The organism is bacterium, from assembly GCA_037147175.1.
In the GTDB taxonomy this organism is placed as follows: Bacteria; Cyanobacteriota; Vampirovibrionia; order Gastranaerophilales; family UBA9971; genus UBA9971.
In genome coordinates this window covers 78757-99502 of record JBAWVS010000003.1, presented here as the reverse complement: position 1 = coordinate 99502, position 20746 = coordinate 78757, and the positions used below count along the sequence as shown (strand labels likewise).

At 32.6% G+C, this 20746-nt stretch carries 18 protein-coding genes; 8 read left to right on the top strand and 10 right to left on the bottom strand.

Features of this window, described 5'->3' with window-relative positions; genetic code table 11:
• Positions 1–51 precede the first annotated feature (51 nt).
• The 4 genes from dnaB to WCG23_01655 form a co-directional block, all read right to left on the bottom strand.
• On the bottom strand, positions 52–1443 hold the full coding sequence (dnaB, locus tag WCG23_01670) for a replicative DNA helicase (protein MEI8388570.1): 1392 nt from the start codon (positions 1441–1443) through the stop codon (positions 52–54).
• 98 nt (positions 1444–1541) lie between these two features.
• On the bottom strand, positions 1542–1979 hold the full coding sequence (locus tag WCG23_01665; protein MEI8388569.1) for a DUF296 domain-containing protein: 438 nt from the start codon (positions 1977–1979) through the stop codon (positions 1542–1544).
• A 73-nt stretch (positions 1980–2052) separates the two neighbouring features.
• Positions 2053–3291 carry a glycosyltransferase gene (locus WCG23_01660; GenBank protein ID MEI8388568.1) on the bottom strand — a complete coding sequence of 413 codons (1239 nt, stop codon included), beginning with the start codon at positions 3289–3291 and terminating at the stop codon, positions 2053–2055.
• 7 nt (positions 3292–3298) lie between these two features.
• Positions 3299–4456 carry a hypothetical protein gene (locus WCG23_01655; GenBank protein ID MEI8388567.1) on the bottom strand — a complete coding sequence of 386 codons (1158 nt, stop codon included), beginning with the start codon at positions 4454–4456 and terminating at the stop codon, positions 3299–3301.
• 128 nt (positions 4457–4584) lie between these two features.
• On the opposite strand from WCG23_01655, the gene WCG23_01650 reads away from it, so the two are divergent.
• The 5 genes from WCG23_01650 to WCG23_01630 all read left to right on the top strand — a co-directional run bounded on the left by WCG23_01650 (position 4585) and on the right by WCG23_01630 (position 9465).
• Positions 4585–5259, top strand: coding sequence for an acyltransferase (locus tag WCG23_01650; GenBank protein ID MEI8388566.1), 675 nt, complete (start codon positions 4585–4587; stop codon positions 5257–5259).
• Positions 5260–5281: 22 nt separating this feature from the next.
• Complete coding sequence (locus WCG23_01645) at positions 5282–6256, top strand: class I SAM-dependent methyltransferase (protein MEI8388565.1); 975 nt, start codon at positions 5282–5284, stop codon at positions 6254–6256.
• A gap of 89 nt (positions 6257–6345) precedes the next feature.
• Positions 6346–7143 (top strand): hypothetical protein, encoded by a 798-nt coding sequence (locus tag WCG23_01640; protein ID MEI8388564.1) that lies wholly within the window; start codon positions 6346–6348, stop codon positions 7141–7143.
• A gap of 3 nt (positions 7144–7146) precedes the next feature.
• A complete protein-coding gene (locus tag WCG23_01635; protein ID MEI8388563.1) occupies positions 7147–7863 on the top strand; it encodes a hypothetical protein in 717 nt (238 codons plus the stop codon).
• 135 nt (positions 7864–7998) lie between these two features.
• Complete coding sequence (locus tag WCG23_01630) at positions 7999–9465, top strand: MFS transporter (protein MEI8388562.1); 1467 nt, start codon at positions 7999–8001, stop codon at positions 9463–9465.
• A gap of 32 nt (positions 9466–9497) precedes the next feature.
• On the opposite strand, the gene WCG23_01625 is transcribed toward WCG23_01630, so the two are convergent.
• The 3 genes from WCG23_01625 to WCG23_01615 all read right to left on the bottom strand — a co-directional run bounded on the left by WCG23_01625 (position 9498) and on the right by WCG23_01615 (position 13400).
• Positions 9498–9890 carry a VanZ family protein gene (locus tag WCG23_01625; GenBank protein MEI8388561.1) on the bottom strand — a complete coding sequence of 131 codons (393 nt, stop codon included), beginning with the start codon at positions 9888–9890 and terminating at the stop codon, positions 9498–9500.
• Positions 9891–10117: 227 nt separating this feature from the next.
• Entirely contained in the window at positions 10118–12253 is a 2136-nt protein-coding gene (locus WCG23_01620) for a Wzz/FepE/Etk N-terminal domain-containing protein (GenBank protein MEI8388560.1), read from the bottom strand.
• A 10-nt stretch (positions 12254–12263) separates the two neighbouring features.
• Positions 12264–13400, bottom strand: a complete 1137-nt coding sequence (locus WCG23_01615) for a polysaccharide biosynthesis/export family protein (GenBank protein MEI8388559.1) — start codon at positions 13398–13400, stop codon at positions 12264–12266.
• Between the two features lie 325 nt (positions 13401–13725).
• Between WCG23_01615 and WCG23_01610 the strand changes: the two genes are divergently transcribed.
• On the top strand, positions 13726–14433 hold the full coding sequence (locus WCG23_01610) for a sugar transferase (GenBank protein MEI8388558.1): 708 nt from the start codon (positions 13726–13728) through the stop codon (positions 14431–14433).
• A 7-nt stretch (positions 14434–14440) separates the two neighbouring features.
• Here WCG23_01610 and murJ read toward each other — a convergent pair whose 3' ends face one another.
• The gene (gene murJ / locus WCG23_01605; GenBank protein ID MEI8388557.1) at positions 14441–16024 is read right to left on the bottom strand and encodes a murein biosynthesis integral membrane protein MurJ; all 1584 of its coding nucleotides are present in this window, start codon (positions 16022–16024) and stop codon (positions 14441–14443) included.
• Positions 16021–17832, bottom strand: coding sequence for a SpoIID/LytB domain-containing protein (locus WCG23_01600; protein ID MEI8388556.1), 1812 nt, complete (start codon positions 17830–17832; stop codon positions 16021–16023). The genes murJ and WCG23_01600 overlap by 4 nt, the downstream gene beginning before the upstream one ends.
• Positions 17833–17974: 142 nt before the next feature.
• On the opposite strand from WCG23_01600, the gene deoC reads away from it, so the two are divergent.
• Both deoC and WCG23_01590 read left to right on the top strand, forming a co-directional pair.
• On the top strand, positions 17975–18628 hold the full coding sequence (gene deoC, locus WCG23_01595) for a deoxyribose-phosphate aldolase (protein ID MEI8388555.1): 654 nt from the start codon (positions 17975–17977) through the stop codon (positions 18626–18628).
• 271 nt (positions 18629–18899) lie between these two features.
• Positions 18900–19643 carry a retropepsin-like aspartic protease gene (locus WCG23_01590; protein ID MEI8388554.1) on the top strand — a complete coding sequence of 248 codons (744 nt, stop codon included), beginning with the start codon at positions 18900–18902 and terminating at the stop codon, positions 19641–19643.
• Here the strand turns inward: WCG23_01590 and WCG23_01585 are convergent.
• Positions 19640–20536 carry a universal stress protein gene (locus tag WCG23_01585; GenBank protein ID MEI8388553.1) on the bottom strand — a complete coding sequence of 299 codons (897 nt, stop codon included), beginning with the start codon at positions 20534–20536 and terminating at the stop codon, positions 19640–19642. The two genes, WCG23_01590 and WCG23_01585, sit on opposite strands and share 4 nt — an antisense overlap.
• Positions 20537–20746 lie beyond the last annotated feature (210 nt).

The window sequence follows — 20746 nt, the reverse complement described above, 5'->3', positions numbered from 1 at the left end:
ACTATAAAATTCAATGACAACAAGACTTTAACTTATGCTGCGTAACTCCTGTTAAAAAGCATTAGTTCTCGGATTTACCGGGTTTTTAAATTTGACTATGCTGCCATGAAAGAGCAGTTCTACAGATCCGACAGGACCGTTTCTTTGTTTTGCAATAATTATATCGGCTTTTCCTTTTTTATCTAAATTTTCAGGATCATAATAATCTTCTCTGTATATGAACATAACGATATCAGCATCTTGTTCAATACTTCCGCTCTCTCTAAGATCGCTGAGCATAGGTTTTTTGTTCTGTCTTGCTTCTACGGCTCTTGATAACTGGGAAAGTGCAATTATTGGTGTTTTTAGCTCTCTGGCAAGGTTTTTTAAGCCTCTGGAAATTTGCGAAATTTCCTGTACCCTGTCAAATTTCTTCGGGCCGCTGCCTTCCATAAGTTGTAAATAGTCGATAATTATAAGACCGAGTTCTTTTTGTTCCATGCACAGTCTTCTGCATTTGGCTCTGATATCGGTAACAGTTGCGCCCGGGGAATCATCAATAAATATTGGACAATCTCCCATCTCTCCCATAGCTTTTGAAAGTTTTGCCCAGTCATCTGTATGCATGTGTCCTGTTCTTAAACGGTTAGAATCAATTTCTGCTTCTGAACAAAGCATCCTCTGCACAAGCTGTTCTTTTGACATCTCAAGACTGAATACGGCTACAGGTTTTTTATTTTTTATTCCGACTTCCTGAGCAATATTAAGACAAAAAGCAGTTTTTCCCATTGAAGGTCTTGCTGCAACAATTATCAGATCAGACGGCTGAAATCCTGCCGTTAGATTATCTAAATCATAGAAACCGCTGGAAACACCGGTTAATTCATCCCTGCTGTTATAGCGCTTTTCAATAAGGTTGTAGCCATCGAGAACAAGTTCTCCGATAGCAGTTAAATTAGTTGTATTTTTTCTTTGAGAAATTGCAAAAACAATTTGTTCAGCACTATCAACAGCTTTTTCTACATGTTCATCTTCATAGCCGAGAGAAGCAATTTCGCTTCCAGCTTTGATAAGCTCTCTTAATACGGATTTTTCCGTTATTATTTTTGAGTAATATTCAAGGTTTGCGGACGTAATTACCGAAAGAGCAAGGTCGTTTATATAAGCTCTTCCGCCGACAAGCTCAAGTTTGTCTATAGTCCTTAAATGTTCTGAAACGGTAACAATATCTATAGGGTCATTATTGTTAAAAAGCTTTACTATAGTGGTATAAATGAATTTATGTGATTGTTTGTAAAAACTGTCCGGTCTTAAAGACTCAACAACTCTTGTTATTGCATTAGGGTCAATAAGCAAAGCGCCAAGTACAGCCTGTTCTGCTTCAATGCTCTGGGGAGGAAGCCTTTCAGCTCTGTCTGCTCCTATTACTATTCTTCTGGCAGGTTTAAAATCGTTTTCAATCACTTTAATTTCTTTCTAAAAAGTTAAAAGTTTATGCATGAATTATTATATTATCATGCAAAAGTTATAAAAAATTTTAATTTGAATTTATATTTCGATATTTATTCAAAACTTAATAAACTTGCATTATATCTTTTATCAAGCTTTCTTGTAATATTTGTGTCTATAAATTCCTGCACTATGCCTTCAACAGTCAGATAAACTTCTGCTCTGGTTCTTATACAGCCAAGTTTTGTTTCTTTTTTATTCCCAAATCCGGCATGAAGATGGATTTTTGGCTCGTCATCTTCCCACGCAAAAATGCCAAGCCCAATAATTTCTTTTGCATCTTTAAAGCTCCACCATTCAGGGTTAGGAGGGTATTCTTTCTTTTTAGGGCCGACAACGGCATCTGTGTTTGTAAGCGCACCAATAAGATGGATAACGCCCGCCTGCATATTTTCTTTTTTTATTAAATCTTTAAGTCCGGAGATTATATCTTCTTCCGCATCAAATTTTATTGCAAAAATTCTGCCGATATTTGCCTGAGTATATTGCATTATCCTCTCCCTGCATCTTTTTAAACACAGAAATAATTTTATCATTTACATGTCTAAAAACAAAATACAGAGTTTAAATTGAGAAATAAAGTTTTTCTAATGATTCTATATTTTCCTGATTAAGCAATTCCAGATTGTCCTCATTAAGCAGGGTTTTGTAGCGAAGTAACTCAAAAAAGTTTGAAACCGGCATTATTTTTAAATCTTTTTCAATCAAATATGTAAGTAGTTCAAAATAACAAGATTCCCAGTTTTGGACGCTAATAATTATTACATCAGGTTTTAGTGTCGCAATATCGTCTTTGCAAAATATTTTATATTTACCTGTGTTTTGTTGTGATTTAGTTTTATCTCCGTCAATAAAACCTGCAATATTTAATTTTAAGGCATTACAATATTCCAGAACTTCTTCTGCAAAAGAACCTGCGCCATATAAATAAACTTTTTTATCTTTGATTGCTTCAATAAAATTATCTTTGCCTGATTCAAGCTGCCTAACTTTACAATTTATCATTTTATAAACGCAGGCTTTGAATAAAGTTGAAGTGTATTTTTGAAGATCAGTTTTTTTAAAAAGTTCTAAAAGCGAACAGAAAAAATTATTTATATTTTTACTTTTATTTTTTTTGTTAATAACTGAATTTGTGTAACTGTCGGAATGTATTCGCCAGTGTGTAAGTTTTTCATCTGTGTAATACAACTTGTGCTTAAAAGCGATTTGCGCCCACAAACACGAATCGAGCCATGCATCAAAAGCAAGATTAAAATTACATTCTTGCAGAGCATTTTTTTCAACCATAACACAGGAAAACGTAGGGATTATTGTACTCACTAAAAAAACATGAGATAAGTCTTTTGGCCAGTGATAGCTTTGATTTATGGCATTGACAGGGTTTATTAAACGCTTTTTAGCATTAACTGTTTCATTTTCGCAGCCAAAAATATTTATATTGTTAAAAACAAGTTTTGCCTCGGGATTTTGGGCGAAAATATCAATTTTTGTTTTCAGATAATTATTTTCCCAAAAATCATCGCTTTCAAGAAAAGCTATATATTCTCCTGAAGATTTTTCAAGACCAAGCTTTATTGTTTCGTTTAGTCCTTTGTTTTCATTGTTAAAATGAGTAAAAAGGGAAATATTAGGGTGTTTTTGTACATATTGACCGATAACTTCAATGGAATCATCGTTCGAACCGTCATCAACAATAATTAATTCCCAGTCTTTAAAAGTTTGAGAAAGAACAGACTCAATCGCTTCTGATATAAAGTTTTCATAATTATAACTTGCTGTTATTATGCTTACCTTTGGCATGTTGCTTTTAATTCCCCTTGTTTTTTAATTCTGCCAGCTCTTTTTCGAGTTTTTGGCAATAAGTAATCAAGCCGAATCGCTTTTTATTAAAGCCGTTGTCGAAGGCTGTGCGGTTTTTAGAATAAATTTCTGCGTTATTATAAGCAAAAACACATTGCGAAGCTATATCGCACAATTCTGACGTTTCAATGAACCCGAACGGAATATAATAACCGTCATCTCCGACAGTTTTATTTAAATCCAGACAGATTGCTTCTTTTGTTCTGTCAATTCCTTTTTTAAACCATTCTTTAGCCATATCAGGTTTGTTGTACTCTGAAAGATATAAATAACCGATGTTTGCGCAACTTAAAACCTGTTTTGTGCATATAAGCGAATTAAATTTTTTGTAATCGGTGTTATAGCATTTCTCAAAATATTTTATGGCTTTTTTCTTGTCATTAATAATTTCCTGAAAATATATCCCGAGCAGGAAATATAAAGAAATTATCCATCTTATTACGTGAGGATTTTGTGAATTTAAATTGTTTTGGCAATAAAATTCAATTTGGTTAAAAAAATCATTGTCTTTTGCTTTTGCGTTAAATTTTTTATAGCCCAAAACACAGAAACAACCGCCTTTGTCGGGAGTATTTTCGGGATAAGTTTCAATTACTTTAGAACAGAGGTCTTTAAGAAGCTTTTCATTCTCGATTCTTGTGCCAATCTGTATTAAAGACCTGTAAATATAAGGATTAAAGTAATGTTTAGAAAAACTGCATAAATTTGTGTCCAGTTTTTCAAAATATTTTTCAAATAGCGGATGAACAAACTTAAGTTCAGAGGGGTTTAAGAAATTATTATAAAATACATTATAATCCCCGTATTCCTGTTCAAAAAACAGGTCTTCACCCGATAAAATTTCATTTAATTTTTTGTTGTTTTTATGAATAATAATTTTGCTGTCGGGCTTTAAATGATTTTTGATTATTTCAAAATTATCTATATCAATATTTTTGTCAATTAAAATCAGGTCTGCTTTTTTGTTCGTCCACTCGTTTATAGAAGCATTATTTGTATGTAATGAATTAACCATCTGTTGAATTACATCGTCAGAATCAGAAAAAATCAATATGTCATCTTTTTGCCTTATCAGCCAATACAGTTCCGTGTGTTTTTCAGGCACTAAATTATTCCTTTTATTGATAAATTTAGATAAACAACAAATTTATTATATCATCTACCTTTGATATGCTATTATAGATTGTGAAAAATATTGCGTAGTGTTTAGATCGGGTGGAGTCTGGTGATTTTATGGAAAATAGATTTAATATCGACGGAATAAATAATACTATTTTTAGTATTGATGAAAATGGAAACAAACAACAAATTAATAATAAATTATTAAATATATCAATTGATATAACCGGTGATAATAATAATATAATATTCGGCAAAAATTTTTTAGTTTTAGGGTTTTTAAATATTAAAATCGTAGGAAATAATAATAATATTCATATTGGTGATAATGTAAAAATAAACAGAAATGTTTATTTTTTAATTTATCCCCAACCTAAAAGTGTAGCTGACAATTCAAATATTTTAATAGGAGATTACTGCAATTTTAATGGGAAGGATATTTTATTTGTTCTGGGAGAAGAAAATACCAGTATTAATATAGGCAATGATTGTTTATTTGCATATTCTATCAAATTATCAACAACAGATAATCACACTATTTATGATATTAATACTAACAAAAGATTAAATCCTCCTGGAGATATTAATATAGGAGATCATTGCTGGATTTGTGGAGGAGTTACAATACTTAATAATACAAAAATATCTGATAATTCTATTGTGGCTACGAACAGTACGGTTACAAAGAAATTTTTAGAACCTAATTTGTTAATAGCAGGTGTTCCTGCTAAAATTTGCAGAATAAATGTTAATTGGGATATTAATATAGATAATCAAAGATATTTTTAATGGATAAGAGTGAGAAAATTTTATGAAAAGCAGATTGGCAATATTTGGAGTAGGCGATTTTCATAATATCAAATATATAAAAGAAGACAGATTTGAAGTCGTTGCATTTATTGATAATGATAAATTAAAACAAGGTCACAAGATTGATGAAATTCCGATTATCAGTCCTCAACAAATTAAAGATTTCAGTGTTGAATTTGTATTAATAAACTCTAAAGCTAACAGAGAAAGCATGTGCAATGAATTAGCTGCATTAAACCTGACGGACTTAAAGCTTTTTTATGATTTAGCCTCTTTATCTGATAATTTATATAATACTCAAGAAGCGAGTAATAAAAAAATTATTACAGACGATTTTTTAATAAAAAATAAAATAGAACGTATGGATGCAAATAGAACTGATATTTTTAATAAAATCAGATGCGATTTTCATCTTGACAGATATAGATTTGCCTGTGAATACACAGAAAATAAAGTCGTATTGGATATAGCGAGCGGACTTGGTTATGGAGCAGATTGCCTTTTTAAATTAGGGAGAGCCAAAAAAGTTTATGGAGTTGAGTTTAATCAGGAAGCCGTCAATTATGCAAATGAAATATACTCAAATAAAGATGTTTCTTACAAACAAGGCTCAATTTTGGAAATACCGTTTGAAGATAATTCGTTTGACATCGTTACTTCTTTTGAAACTTTAGAACATATAGAAAATGAAATAAAACAATTGCAGGAAATAAAAAGAGTTTTAAAGCCTAAGGGTTATTATATATTGTCAACGCCAAACGATTGGAACATGGAAAAAAATCCTCACCATGTTAAATGTTACGATTATTTCAAATTAAAAAAATTAATTTCTGAATATTTTCAAATAGAAAAAATCTATAACCAAAATTCTGGAGATTTAGGAGAACGAAATCACAATATGCCCAGAAGTATAGTTTTAACAACAGAAGAAAATTATCAACTTGCAGAATGTTTAATAGTTGTTGCCAAAAATTAGCGGTTTGAAAATTTTATATTTTAGCAATTTTTATCAGGTTTCTGTTTTATATATAGTATAAGGGATAAAATTTGTTCTAGGAATTTGAAATGGAAGTTTATTCTAAAATTCAACCGCAAAGTTATTCGCAAAATAGTTTTATTGAGATTAAAAATAATTTCAATAAAAATAATAAACTTGTGTCTTTTTCTTCAAACAGAGCCGAAGTTCAGACCCTGTCCAAACTTATCAGGAAAGGGTTTTTGCAAACACAGGCATGGTATGTTCGGCTTGCCGAAAAATTTTCGGAATCAAAATATTCCGGTGACATTACTAATGTTATTATAACCGGACTGGGTACAGGTCTGGTTGCGCCGTTTATGATCAAATATAATCCTTTGTCTAAAGAAGATCAGGACACAAAAACCTACGCCGCATGGAGACAGCCTATATCAGCAGTTATAGCTGTTGTTTCTCAAGTCGGAATTACTATGAATATCAGGAAAATCATCGACAAAATGGCTTCTGAAGGACGCTTGGGTTATAAATTAGACACAAGAAAGTCCGATAACTTTATGAAAGAAGTTACAAGGCTAAAAGAAAAATATACCAACCCTAAAATAGCCGCCGCTAATGATACAACAGTCAACAAGATTTCTGAGAGAATAGACGCTTTAAAAACTCAAGCTGAGGCTATTACAAACAGAGTAATGAAATTTAGAGAAGTTTCCGGCATAGGAATTGCTTTAATAACTTTGCCTATTGCCTGCGGTTTGCTAAACTGGGTATATCCAAAGTTTATGAAGTTAGCATTCCCTAAATTAAATGATAATAAAGCTCAAAAAGCGGAAAAAAACGATAACCATAATATTCATGCCGAAAAATTAAACCTGAAAGCAGGTGCATAAATTATGATTAAACCAATTTTTGAAAAACTTGCTAAAAGCAAAACAATGAATAATATACTGGATTATATTCAAAAAAATCCTGAAAATGCCGCAAGAAGTTTGGTTCTGGCAAATGTGGCCAAAGATGCTATAAATTGCGGCTTTTATGTTTATCAAAGTATGAACAATAATAATATTCCTGAAGAAAAAAGAAAATTCGTTGCTTCTTTAGACCTGGCAAACGGAGTTTTAATGATTGCAACCCAACTGGCAGCAGGTTTTTATTTTACAACTAAAAAAGTTCAGGACAAAATTAACGGCAAATTATTCGGGAATGTTGCCGAAAATTATAAAAATTACGTTAATAATTTAAGTAATGGTCAAAACTTTGGCGAAGACCTGCTGGCAAAACTTGAACGGACGATTGAGCATAATAAAATAACAAAAAAATGCAACACCGGATTCAAAGCCATATCAACTATCTTAATAACCACAGTTCTTGCTAAAAGAGTGGTAGTACCTTTTATTGCAACTCCTCTTGCTTCCTGGTTTAAAAATAAATATATGGAAAGCAAACATGACGCTGCAAAAAATAATTCTCCTGTTGCAAAGCACCCTGCACCTCAAAATATCTCTAAGCCTAATTTGCAAACCCCGCCTTTTAATAATAATGCAGATATAAGCAGATACTCTATCTCCAGTTTAAATGATTTTGCACGAAACAACGTTTTGAGTAAGTAAGAGCCTGTCTGATAAATAAAAAATCAAGATATATAAGCTTTAACCGCAGTCCCTAAGAAAAAGTTTTCATTGTAATTTTGTGAGATAATAAATTTTATTAATCTTTTAACTATTATCTATGCGGGGAATTGCAATATGGAAGTTAAATTATCGTCAACGAAAGCATCGGTTGAAGAACAAAAACCTTTTCAGTCAGGCATATACGGTAAAATAATAATTCCTTTTTTGAATTTTTTTAAGGCTCCTTCAGATATTTCGGAAATAGAAAATCAAGATGAAATAAAAAAAACATATTCTCATTGGCGTTTAAGGATTTTTTATGCTGCTTTTATAGGTTATGTGGCTTTTTATCTTTGCAAAAAGAATATCTCTGTTGCAATGCCTGTAATGGGCGCTGCTTTAGGGTACTCAAACACAGAACTCGGTTTATTGGGAAGCACTTTATATTTTACCTATGCAATCGGAAAATTTGTAAACGGGATTCTTGCGGATCGTTCAAATGTAAGAACTTTCCTGCCTACAGCTTTAATCGTTTCTGCGCTGGCAAATCTTTGTTTTGTTATAAGTGCTGTATTTATTACTCCGGGGAAATTCACATTCTTTGGTCTGCCTTCAGCTACTGTATTAATATGGGCTCTGGCTTTTTTCTGGGGTTGCAACGGCTGGTTTCAATCAATGGGTTTTCCTGCAATAGCTAAAAGTCTTACGTTCTGGTATTCCAATAATGAACGCGGAATAAAATGGTCTTTGTGGTCAACATCTCACCAGACAGGTACTTTTTTAAGCATTGTTATTTCGGGATTTGTAATTGCCCACTTCGGCTGGAAAGCTGCTTTTTATATACCGGCAATAATTTCTGTATTCATAAGTATTTTTCTGTTTGACAGGCTCAGAGACAAGCCTACAACTTTAGGTTTGCCGGATATTGAAGAATACAGAGAACCCGAAAAAAATATAGTTTGCAAAACCGTTGAAACTTCTGAGGATAACGAAAGCTATTTTGAAATTTTCAAAAAGCATATTTTATTCAATAAAACAATGTGGCTGCTTGCTTTTGCTTATATATTCGTATATGTTATCCGCTTTGGGACAGAAGATTGGGTTGTTAAATATTTGGTAGAAGCAAAGAAAAATTCTTTGCAAACTGCGGCATGGAAATTGAGTTTTTTACCTCTTTTCGGGATTATCGGTACTGTTGCAGCGGGTTATCTCTCTGACAAAGTTTTTAAAGGAAAAAGAACGCCGATAAATGTATTTTTCTTAATCGGAGTAATCTTTTCTATAATAGGACTGAAACTTAATACTTCAAATGAAGCGTTGGATTTTGTTTTCCTCGGGCTGATCGGAATATTTACTTACGGTCCGCAAATGCTTATCGGAGGATTATGTGCCGTTGAATCAAGCTCTAAAAAAGTCGCTTCTGCCTCAACTGGATTTACAGGATCATTTGGCTATATAGGCGCAATATTTTCAGGAGTCGGTACAGGAACAATCATTGACAAGTTTGGCTGGAACGGAGCTTTGTATTTTTGGATAGCTTCTGCTTTTATGTGTATACTGTTTCTCCTGCCTATGTGGAACCATAAGAGCAGTTGTAAATAGCTTTGAACTTATTTTACAGAAACAAATCCGTTTCAGTATAATTCAAATTTTTCTTCAAGCAATTCCATCTTTCTTTCTCGCTTGCAATTAGCAAAATATGTAAATGCAGCAACAAAAATTATACCGCACAAACTGGCTATCCAGTCATTAACATCGCAACTTCTTGTGATCGTAAATTTTTGTACAAATTCGGCCAGTGCTGAGATTATTCCTCCAAATATGAGCACAAATATAAGGAAAATATTTAAACCTTTTTTGTCAAAAAAAGCAATAAAAACAGATATGGACAGGATTGTTATTAAAGAAAAACCCGTAAAATGATAAATTTTATCTATATAATCAGGAACGGTTATCTGGGATACATCTAAATATAATCCTGATAACAAAACTATAGCAAACAAAACCAAGCTTATAATTTTTTTCATTAATTACAAGACCTCTTAGAAAAACCAACACATATTATATTTAAACCCTTTTATCGAAAAAATTAAACTCCTGTATTTTCGGTTTTATAAAGTTTACATTTGTAATAAAAAACTAATAAACTCGAATTGCTGCGAGGAGAAGCTTTAGATTCGATCAGGCAATTTGTTTATAGATTGCTTCGCTATGCTCGCAACGACGATTTTGGCGATTAAGCAATTCAAGTTATTTAATCAATAATGGTTCGATCTTCTTGATACCTTAAATATTTTTTGTATTCGTTTTCTAATTTTGATTCTGACTCTCGGACGATAGTGCCTATAATAGGAATACCCGCATTTTTAAGAGTTTTTGTAATGTTTTTTAATATTGTATAAGTAATGGTTTTATTTACAAATAAAATAACACCGTCAGACAACCTCGAAATAATTAAAAATTCCGGTGTAATATGTGCCGCGCCTGTATCAATTAGTACCCAGTCAAATTCGGCCTTTAAAATCCCGACAAGAGATTCAAAAGAAGAAGTCCCGAAGAATTCGTAAGGCTCAAAAACCATTTCTTTGTTGCCGAGATGTTTTATTCCTTTTTCATCTTCAACTAAAGCATTTAACACTTCCTGCGCATCAACTGTTTTTGTCGTTCTGAATTTGGTTTCAAGAGATAATATAAGATCAGACAAGTTAGTTTTGACCTTATGCTCTATGGCAGCGTCTTTTAGCAAAGTTGGTATCCTGAAATCGCTGTCAATAACCGCAACAGAATGGCCGAGCTTTTTAAGACGGCAGGCTAAATAATATAAAACAGAGGATTGAGGTTTTTTAAGAGAAGAGGAAGTAAAAACTAAAACTTTATTATTATTTTTATAGCACTTGATCATGAGATTAGAAACAATATTGTTGTAGGCAATTTTGTGTATAAATTCCGATGGCTCGCTTAAAATATGGTATTTAAGCCATGGAATTGTTCCGATTGTAGAAGTTTCTGTAATTTGTTCTATTTCTTCAACGTCATCACAAACATCTTCCAACAAAGTTTTTAATATTGAAATACTAAATCCCGATATAATTCCGAGAAGAAGAGAAATTATAAGTACATGATTTCGTGACGGAAAAGAAGCCCCCTCCGGAAGTGTTGAAGAATCAATCACGATAATATTGCTAACAGCTTCAGCTTCTTTTATCCTTGCTTCAATCTGTTTCTCTCTGAGTTCGTCATAAGCCCTGCCTAAAGTTCGTTCTTCCTGTTGAAGGTTATCAAGTGTAAACATTTTTTCAGGCATTTTAGACTGTTCTGAATTAATTTTGGTAATACTGTTGTTTATAGAATTTTTTTCGGAATGTAGACCAATAAGTTTGGTTTGAGCCGTTATAAGATTTTCTACGAGTTGTTCTCTAACCGAATCAAATATATTAATTCCTTTGTTTTTAGCATATTTACCAAGACTGAGTTTTATTTGATCTTTTATTTGAGAATTTATAGCTGCGATTTTATTTTTTTGGGCGATCATTTTGGGATTTGTTTCCGCAAGTTTGGAAGAATCAAACTCGTACTGTTGTATAGAAGTATTCAAATCTTCTCTTAATTTTATCAAAGATTGATTACCTGAACCTAATGCAACTGCATCCAGTGCTTCACCGGCTTTAAGTGATAATTTGTTTTCCAATTCCACGATTGAAGATGCGGTATTGTTTATATCTGCGGTAACATCTTCCAGTTTTGATGAAGTTGCTATTTTTTGGTCAACCAATTTTATAGATTCTTCGTCTATGCTTATAGCCAAATTTGCAGATTTAAATAATTTAATTTTATTTCTTGTTTCATAGAGTTTTTTCTCAATTTCATCAAGCTTCAAATCAATATATTTACGTCTTGTCGTTCTGATTTTTCTGTTTATAAGAAGGTTAATATTGTCATATTCTTTTAATGAGGCGTTTAATAAATCCTGAGCTTCTTTTGGGTCATTGCATGTTAAAGTTATGCTCAGGATATCAGTGCCTTCTTTATTTTTTACATCAATTAAATCATCAGAATTTAAAGGTTTGGTTTTACTCTTTTTTTTCAGACGATAGTTGTAAACAAAATCTTGTAACTGATTGGATTTTAATATTTCTATCTGGGTAAGGAGAGGATTTTGTGCAGAATTTAGTGATGCCAGAGGATTTTGATGACCCAAGCTGGTAACAAATTCTTGACCGGTCAGATCTTTTATCCAGATTTTGGCAATGGATTTATAGGAAGGTTTATAAAAAATCATCAGATATATAAGCGACCAGATTAAAATAATAATGGTAATAATAACAATCAGTTTTTTGTCTTTACCAAAATTACGAATATATCTGCTTTTATTTAAATTATTAATATCCATATATCTTTATTTATTTACCTATGACTTGATATCTGTGAGGATCATACATAAGCGCCCAATTATTGTATGTATTGGCGAATGTATTTACAGGATTTAGTACTCTCATTGCATAATCAAAAGTTTTGCCGAGGAGCGGTCTTGGTTTTTCCGGTACATAAACTATATCATCAGGCATTAAAATTATATCGTTGCTCATCGGATTAACTACTCTTGTTACGAGTTTTCCTGAAACATCAGCCCTGCTGATAAATATTTTTTTGGGAGCGTAGGCAGAATCTGTAAGATACCCGCCTGCTGCCATAATTGCGGAATTTAAAGTTATTGAAGCAGAGCTGTCTAACTTTATTAAACCAGGCTTATTAACATAGCCGTAAACTTTAATCGGAACAATTTTCGGAGAAAAAGTGGCTGTAGCATATTTTTTGTATTTTTCTTCGCTAACCGCAAGAGGTGTCGCCAATTTGGGAATATAAACGCTATCACCGGACATCAAATAAATATCTTGAGAGGAATCGCCTTTTTCCAATATCTTCATTAAATTAGCATTAATTTCACTCTTATCAAAAGAATTGGTGATTTTTACATGCTCAAGATCAGCATCAAATTGAATACCGCCTGCTGCAACAAGTATGTTGGAAAGCAAAGGAGATTTTCTTTCCAACAAAACGTCTGTATTTTGATTATTTAAACTCTGGTTATTCGAAGTGTTTGTACTCATTTCATAACTGCCAGGGTTTATAACAGCACCGGTAACATAAACGACAAATGGTCTTGTCTCATTTAATATGAGAGTAACCTGCGGGTCTTTAAGGTATTTTTTGTATTTATTGACGAGCAAGAGATGTAGGGCTTCCAATGTCATTCCGGAAACTTTTATTTCACCCAAAGGAGTTATAATAATGTTGCCGTTGGGTTGAATGCGAATATTTGACTGATTAAATTCTTCAGAATCATAAACAAAAACGCTGATAATATCATTTGGTCCCAGAACATAGTTTCTGGAATAATTATTTGAATTAAATTCAAGCCGCGATTTAATTATATTTTGCGCCGAAATCTCTGCTTTATTCCCGCTATTATTTTCAGCATAGACCATTGGCATTGATAAATATAATAAAATTGAAACTAATGCTATATATTTCTTCACTTCTTCACACGATAAAACTTTTAATACTAAATTATTATTTTATTAATATAAGTTTAGCATTATTAATTTAAATTAATAAAATATATTTGTCAAAACGTAAAGATTAAGAAATATTTAGAGATAGGTTTTATTTTAACAAGACGGCTTCTTGCTGTATTTGGGTGGAGAGAGGTTTTACATTTTATTAAATAAAACTATTTGCATTTTTTTATTTACTTACTACTATTATATGTATAGTATAGTATCGATTTAGTTTATTAGTGTTGAATAAGAATTAAAAATTTTACAAAATAATAAACACTATAATTTGGAGTGACAGTAGAGTATGGCGCTTGCTAATTTGAGCGAACGAAGTATTAATAAGATAAATATTAATGCAGATTTATTGCATATATTTGAATTACCGTTTCCTTTAAGCGAAAGAAAACCTTTTCAGTGGAAAATGAAAAGAGTTATGGATGTTGTGTTAAGCTCGACAGCAATAATTTTATTGGCTCCATTGTTTTTATTTTTGATTGTATTAATTAAGTTGGACTCAAAAGGACCTGCTGTTTTTAAACAAAAAAGAGTGGGATTTAATAAAAAAGAATTTTATATGTATAAATTTAGAAGCATGGTTGTTGATGCAGAAGAAAAATTTGAACAGGTAAAAAAACATAATCAAACAAATCCTATCATGTTTAAAGCTGTTAATGATCCTCGACTTACAAAAGTAGGAAAATTTATCAGAAAATACAGTCTTGATGAGTTGCCTCAATTATTCAATATAATTAGAGGTGAGATGAGTATTGTTGGGACAAGACCACCATTGTTGCGAGAATTACAAAATTATAAAGACTGGCATTATGTGAGATTTGAAACGATTCCCGGTTTGACAGGAATGTGGCAAGTCAGCGGCAGGTCTGACATTAAAGACTTTGATGCTGTTGTCCGCCTTGATTATAAATACATAAAAAACTGGAATATTTTAATGGATTTACAAATTATCTTAAAAACAATTCCTGTTGTAATTAACGGCAGCGGTGCCGCATAGCAGTTTATTAATTATTTTCGACAGGTTGATTTTTATCAGTTTTAAGGAGTTTTGCTTTTACTTTGTGTAATAACTGTTCGGCGATATCGAGTTTTAAGACGAGGGTCATTACAAAATAAGTTATAACTGAGAGAGTCCCGCTGACTAAAAGGTTTAATGCCAGAAAAATACTGCTTTCTCCGAGTATATGGTGCAGTAATATATTCGAACCAAAAGCAACTGCGGTCATAATCAGTGTTGCTCCGGTTATTTTCAAAAGAGGAATTTTTATGCGTCCAAAATCGAGATCAACTTTCTTTCTTATCAGAAAAGACAGCCATATCAGGTTTATACCTGCCATTGCCGCAGTAGAAAGAGTAATTCCTGCAAGACCAAAAGGTTTTACCAGAAAATAATTCATTACAGCCTTTGTAAATATTGACATTACCGCAATTAAAAACGGGGTTTTTGTATCATCAAACGCATAGAAGATTCTTGTTAAAAGATCTCTTGCTACGTAAGGAAAAATAGCATATGAAAGAAAAATAAGAGCCTGTGTTACCAGAATTGTGTCTTCTGCATTGAATTTTCCTCTCTGGAAAAGAAAATGAATTGTGTCATGTGAAAATACAAAAAATATCGAAAAAATGGGGAACGCAAGAAACCATAATGAACTTAAACCTTTATGGAAATAAAACCTTAGCGAATCCCAGTCTTTTTTTCCGACTAAGTTAGAAAAAACAGGAAATAAGGGAACAAGCATTGCCGTCATAATAATTCCTACAGGGAATTGAAAGATTTTATTTGCGTAGCTTATTGCTGACCAGCTTCCTTCAGATAATTGAGAGGCAAAAAACATATCTATATATATATTTAATTGCCCTATAGTGCAGCCAACCACTGCAGGGAAAATAATTTCTCCTATTTTTTTAATTTTATCCATTTTAATGTCAAAATCAGGCAAATATTTGAATCCAACCTGAAAATATGCAGGAATTTGGATTATAAGCTGAAGAACCGCACCGGCAAGCGTTGACCACGCTAGAATCAAGCCTGTTTTATCATGCCCGAACCATAATGCGGCTATAATTGCAAAACTCGCCATAGTCGGACTTAATGTTGTAAGAAGAAAACGGTTGTAAACATTTGATATGCCGTATAAAATTCCTACAATACCGCCTATAAAAATTATAGGGGACATAATCTTAAGTTGTTCTGCAACCATAGATTGAAGCTGGATACTTCCTCCGGCTGTTATTAGTTTTGCTACAGGTTCTGAGAAAAAATAAATTAGAAATGTAAGCAGCGTAAAGGCAACGCCCGTAATATTCAAAAAAGTATTTAAAGCCCTTTGTGCATCCTGACTGGGTTTTCCTGATATATCTTCTTTGGAAAATATTGAAACTGTTACTGTATGAAACGGGCCGCTGACGCCGCCCAACAATATTAAAGCCAGAGCAGGAACTTGATATGCATAAAAATACGCATCGCTTGCCATTGAAGCGCCATATGCTTGCGCAATGGCTACATCTCTCCAAAATCCGACTGCTTTACTTACTATAGTAATAACTGCTATTAACCATGCAACCCTGAAAATATTTTTAGAATTCATTTTTTACTTTTAACCACTTCTACCCAAACTTTTACATTTTTATTCACATTTTTTTCCAAGGAGAATGCGTTGAGGTCTTCCAAAGAAGCAAAGTTCTTTTTCTGACCTTTTGCTCCCGCTTCACACGGATAAAATACTATTTCATTCAAGCCCTTAATAATAAATTTATCAAGAGGCATCCTGATTGTTCCCTCGGGAAGATAGTTTTTATTTAAACTTATCTTATTAGAATTTATCATAAAATCAAAATTTTCAACCATTTGCTGATTTTCTATCATTAGATCAGCCTTAGCATCAGGCGCGAAAAACTCCTGTATTATTGGTGATGACTGGCTTTCTTTTGATTTATTGTTTTCAGGAAAAGACGTTCTAAAAGGGCGAATTCCCTTTTCCTGTCTTTGCTGGCAATTTATTATAACTGGTCTGGTGCCTATAGAAATTCCGTCGTAATAATGCTGAAGAATCATATCAAAAGTGCATCCGCTTTTTGACATGAAACCTGCTCCGTATTGGCTCATTCCGACTCCATGCCCGAGTCCTCCTCCAAAAGCTTCAAGTCTTACAAGATCGCCGTTTTCGTCATTAATATTGTTAAAAATAACATTAGCGCTTGGAAGGGCTTTTCCTTGAGTTGTCAGTATTCTTCTTATTAAAAGTTCTTTTTTGATTGTCCAGGAATCTTTTTCTGTTGTTATATACAATGCTATTATTTTTCCGGAAACACCTCTCGATAATACTTCCACTTTTTTAATTTTGCCTATATCAGTATCTTTTTCAAACGCAGGAGTCAGAAGGCTGGATTTTGAAAATTTATTAAAGTTGTTGTTTAATTCTTTTCTTAATTCTTCTTCAGTCCACGTTCTTGTCCATCTGTAATACCCTGAATTTATATCAAATGCAGGTGGCGACGAAGTATAAAAATTTCTTGCCGCAGTTTCGTCATTTAAAGGAAGTGTTCCTTCGGTATCAGGTTTCCCTTTCAGATAAGGCAAAGGTTTTGCGGGGAATTTTTCGCTTCCCGGCTCAGAAAAAGCATTTTCATAATTTTCTGTATAACCCCCTGCTGTTGAACTGTAAAGAGCAAGAATTATGTCACCGTCGTACAAGGCTAAAAGACCGCTGGTTTCTTTTATTGCCTCGTTAGAAATGGGATTTTCTGTATTTGCGCCAAAATACACCTGTGATTGAACCGAGTCACATACGTCAAAGAGCTTATTTGCTTTATCTCTTGGTCTTAATGCATAATTTCTCGCTGCAATTGCCTGTGCTTTTAAAGCTTCTAATCCAAAGGAGACAGGAAGTTCGTTAGGAACAACTCCTTTGAGGTATTCTTCGAGAGGAAGCATATTTATAACGGACAACTTATCAGTTTTCCCAGGTGTTTTTGTAATTTCAATAATTCCTCTGTAAGCAGCCTGTTTTCCGTTTCTTTTCAAGCCGACAACCTGTAGAGGATAATCATTTTCGGCTATTATTTCAAGCGGTCCTGCAATATTTTCCGCAATTTTTTTATCGTTTTGGTAAATAATAAAGCTGTCTTTATTTATTTGAAATTTTAATATGTCTTTAGGAGCAGCTTTTATAACTTCTGTATCGGAACTTTTGTCGGTGGCTATAAAGCCTGCGTCTGTGGTAATGCTTATTTCTTTGTATTCAAGAGAACTAAAATTATTTGTACTTATGCCTACTCTTATTAAATCGCCTGACTGAGGTGATAAACAAGGTTCAGTCTGCTGTGCAAAAGATTTTTTGAAGCCCACAAGCACGAAGATAACCAATACTAAAATTATTAAAAATTTTTGTTTCATTTTTTATGCCTGATTTCTTTATTAAAGCACTATACCTTAAATTATACATGAAGAAAAATAACGGATTTATTCATTTTTCTGATATTATTTATTCATTATAAGTAAAGTACTCATAGGTAGAGTGTTTGGAGAGTATAAAATGATAAGTTTGACAAAATACGTTGACCACACATTGCTTTCATCAGCAGCTACAAAACAGGACGTTGAAAAATTATGTAAAGAAGCCAGAGAATACGGTTTTTATGCTGTATGCGTTCATCCGATTCAAGTAAAAAACGCCGTAGAAGCACTTAAAGGCTCAGATATAAAAATTGCAGCGGTTACAGGATTTCCTCATGGTGCCACTTATACAGAAATAAAAGTTGAAGAAACAAAAAAATGCCTCGCAGACGGCGCAACAGAAATCGATATGGTTATAAACGTAGGTGCTTTAAAAGAAGGCAATCTTGAATTGGTTAAAAATGAAATTAAACAAATAGCCGATACCTGCAAAGGAAAAGCCAAACTTAAAGTAATAATTGAAACGGGACTTTTGACCCAAGAAGAAAAAGTAACTGCATGCAAACTTTCCGCAGAAGCAGGAGCTGATTTTGTAAAAACTTCAACAGGAGTGCTAAAAGAAAGCAAACCGGCAACAGTTGAAGATGTAAAACTTATGAATGAAACAGTTAAATCTTTTGGACTTCTTGTAAAAGCAAGCGGCGGAGTAAGTGATGCTAAAGGGGCAAAAGCGCTTATTGAAGCCGGTGCAAGCAGAATCGGAACCAGTTCGGGAATCAAAATAATTACTGAATAAAATAAAAAATAATCCCGGTCGCCAATTAATTTATTTTTACAAATTGTCATTCTGAGGGTTTTAACCCGAAGAATCTGTCCAGTAAGCATTTTTAGCTAAAATCATAAATTGGACAGATCCTTCGCTTTGCTCAGGATGACATTCTCAAAAATCAATATTTGCAATAATTTTAGCTAATTAGCGATTCAAGTTAAACAAATAAATTTAAATAATTATTTTTAAAGATTAATAAAAAAACTCCGATAGTTTAAATAAGACATCGGAGTTTTTTATGCGAATAATTAAAATAACCTTATTAATATTTATATTATTTTTATTGATATTATTGCCAAAAGAAGCTTTTGCGGGCAATTTTCAAGATGGAGTAAGAGCTTATAATTCCGGCAGTTATAAAAATGCTGAAATTTATTTTAAAAAGGCTTTTTTGGCGGATCCCAATAATGTAGTTATAAAATATTACCTCGCTATAACTCTTGTTCAAAACAAAAATAATAATGGTGCAAGAATTTTATACAAAAACATTATTGAAACTTCGTCAAATCAGGAAGTTGTAAATCTTTCCAGAGCCGGATTAAAGTTGCTTGGCGATTCATCAGGTTCTTATTCAAAAGTTACGAAAGCTGTATTGAATGTTAATACAATGGGCAATATTCTTATTGTAAATAATGTAAACCTGAATGATTCGCTAAAAGTAAAATTTGTGTTTGATACGGGTGCATCTTTTGTGACAATTTCGACTCAAGTTGCAAATAGTTTGGGGATATTAACAGCGAATGCTCCAAAAATCAAAATTATGACAGGAAGCGGTTATATTGAAGCCCCGAAGGTAATTCTTAAAAAAATTGAAGTTAACGGATTGGCAGCTTATAACGTAGAAGCCCTTGTTGCAGATCTACCCATGCATACTTCAGGCACTGCAGGAGAGATGGCAGGATTGCTAGGTCTTAGCTTTATAAATGACTTTAAAGCTACTGTAGACAGGCAGAATAACCAGATTATTCTTGAGAAAAATTAATGCTGTTTTATTATTAAAACCGGTTGTTTTGCATGTTCATAGACTTTTGTACTGATGCTGCCAAGAAACCATCTTGAAAGTTTACTTCCGCTGTGAGAACCGACAACTATCAGGTTAAAGTTATTTTTTTCCGCTTCATCAATAATTATTGAGGCTGCATCACCAAAAATGGTATATTTTTTAACAACTTTAACTCCATGCGCTTCAAGTTTATTTGAAGTGAGTTTAAGTAAATTTTCTGAAACAAGAACTGACTCTTTCATAATTTTATCCATGTCGATATAAATATATGCATCGGGAGGAATAATAAGGCTGGGTTCAACCAGTACATTTAAAAGGGTTATATTTGCACGTTCTTTGTCAATAAATTTCCATAAATTTTCTGCTGCATAAAATGAATCATCTGATGTTTCTATACCCATTAATACAGAAAAATTTGCTGTATTTTCTGTTTCGATATGACATTTGCTGTCAACTACAAGTACAGAGCTTTTTGCAAATCGTGTCGCTTTATAAGCCACGCTGCCAAGTAATAATCGTTCGATGGCATTTTTGTTATGAGAGCCTATTACCAAAAGATCATAGCCGCCTTTTTCGGTAAGTTTAATTATTGTTTCCGCAGGATGGCCTTCTTTATATAAAAATCCTTTATAATCAACTTCGGAGTTTTCAAATAAATTTTCAAATACTGAAAAGTTTGATTTTTCTGCCTCATGTTCAATAAATTTTTCCGGTTTACTGTAAAAATAGCCTTCTTCAGCAATATTTGTTTCAATTACATTTAATAAAGTTACTTCGGAATTTTTTCTGTCTATAAAATTATAAGCAGTTTGAACTATTGTTTTTGCCCATTCGGGTTCATCTATGGCTATTAAAATTCTTGTTTTAGTCATGTTCTCATCCCGTAGTTTTTAATAATTTAAAAAATAGATTTAAGTTAATTTGATAAATATCTTAAAAAGTATAACAACATTTTCGTGCTTTTATTATCCGCTTTAGGCTACTTTTTGAGAGATAGATTTTTGATAGTATATACTTTGTATATTAGCAAGCGCCTTGTTTAATAAATTTTTCAATAAAATTATTAGGGGCTTTTTAATAAA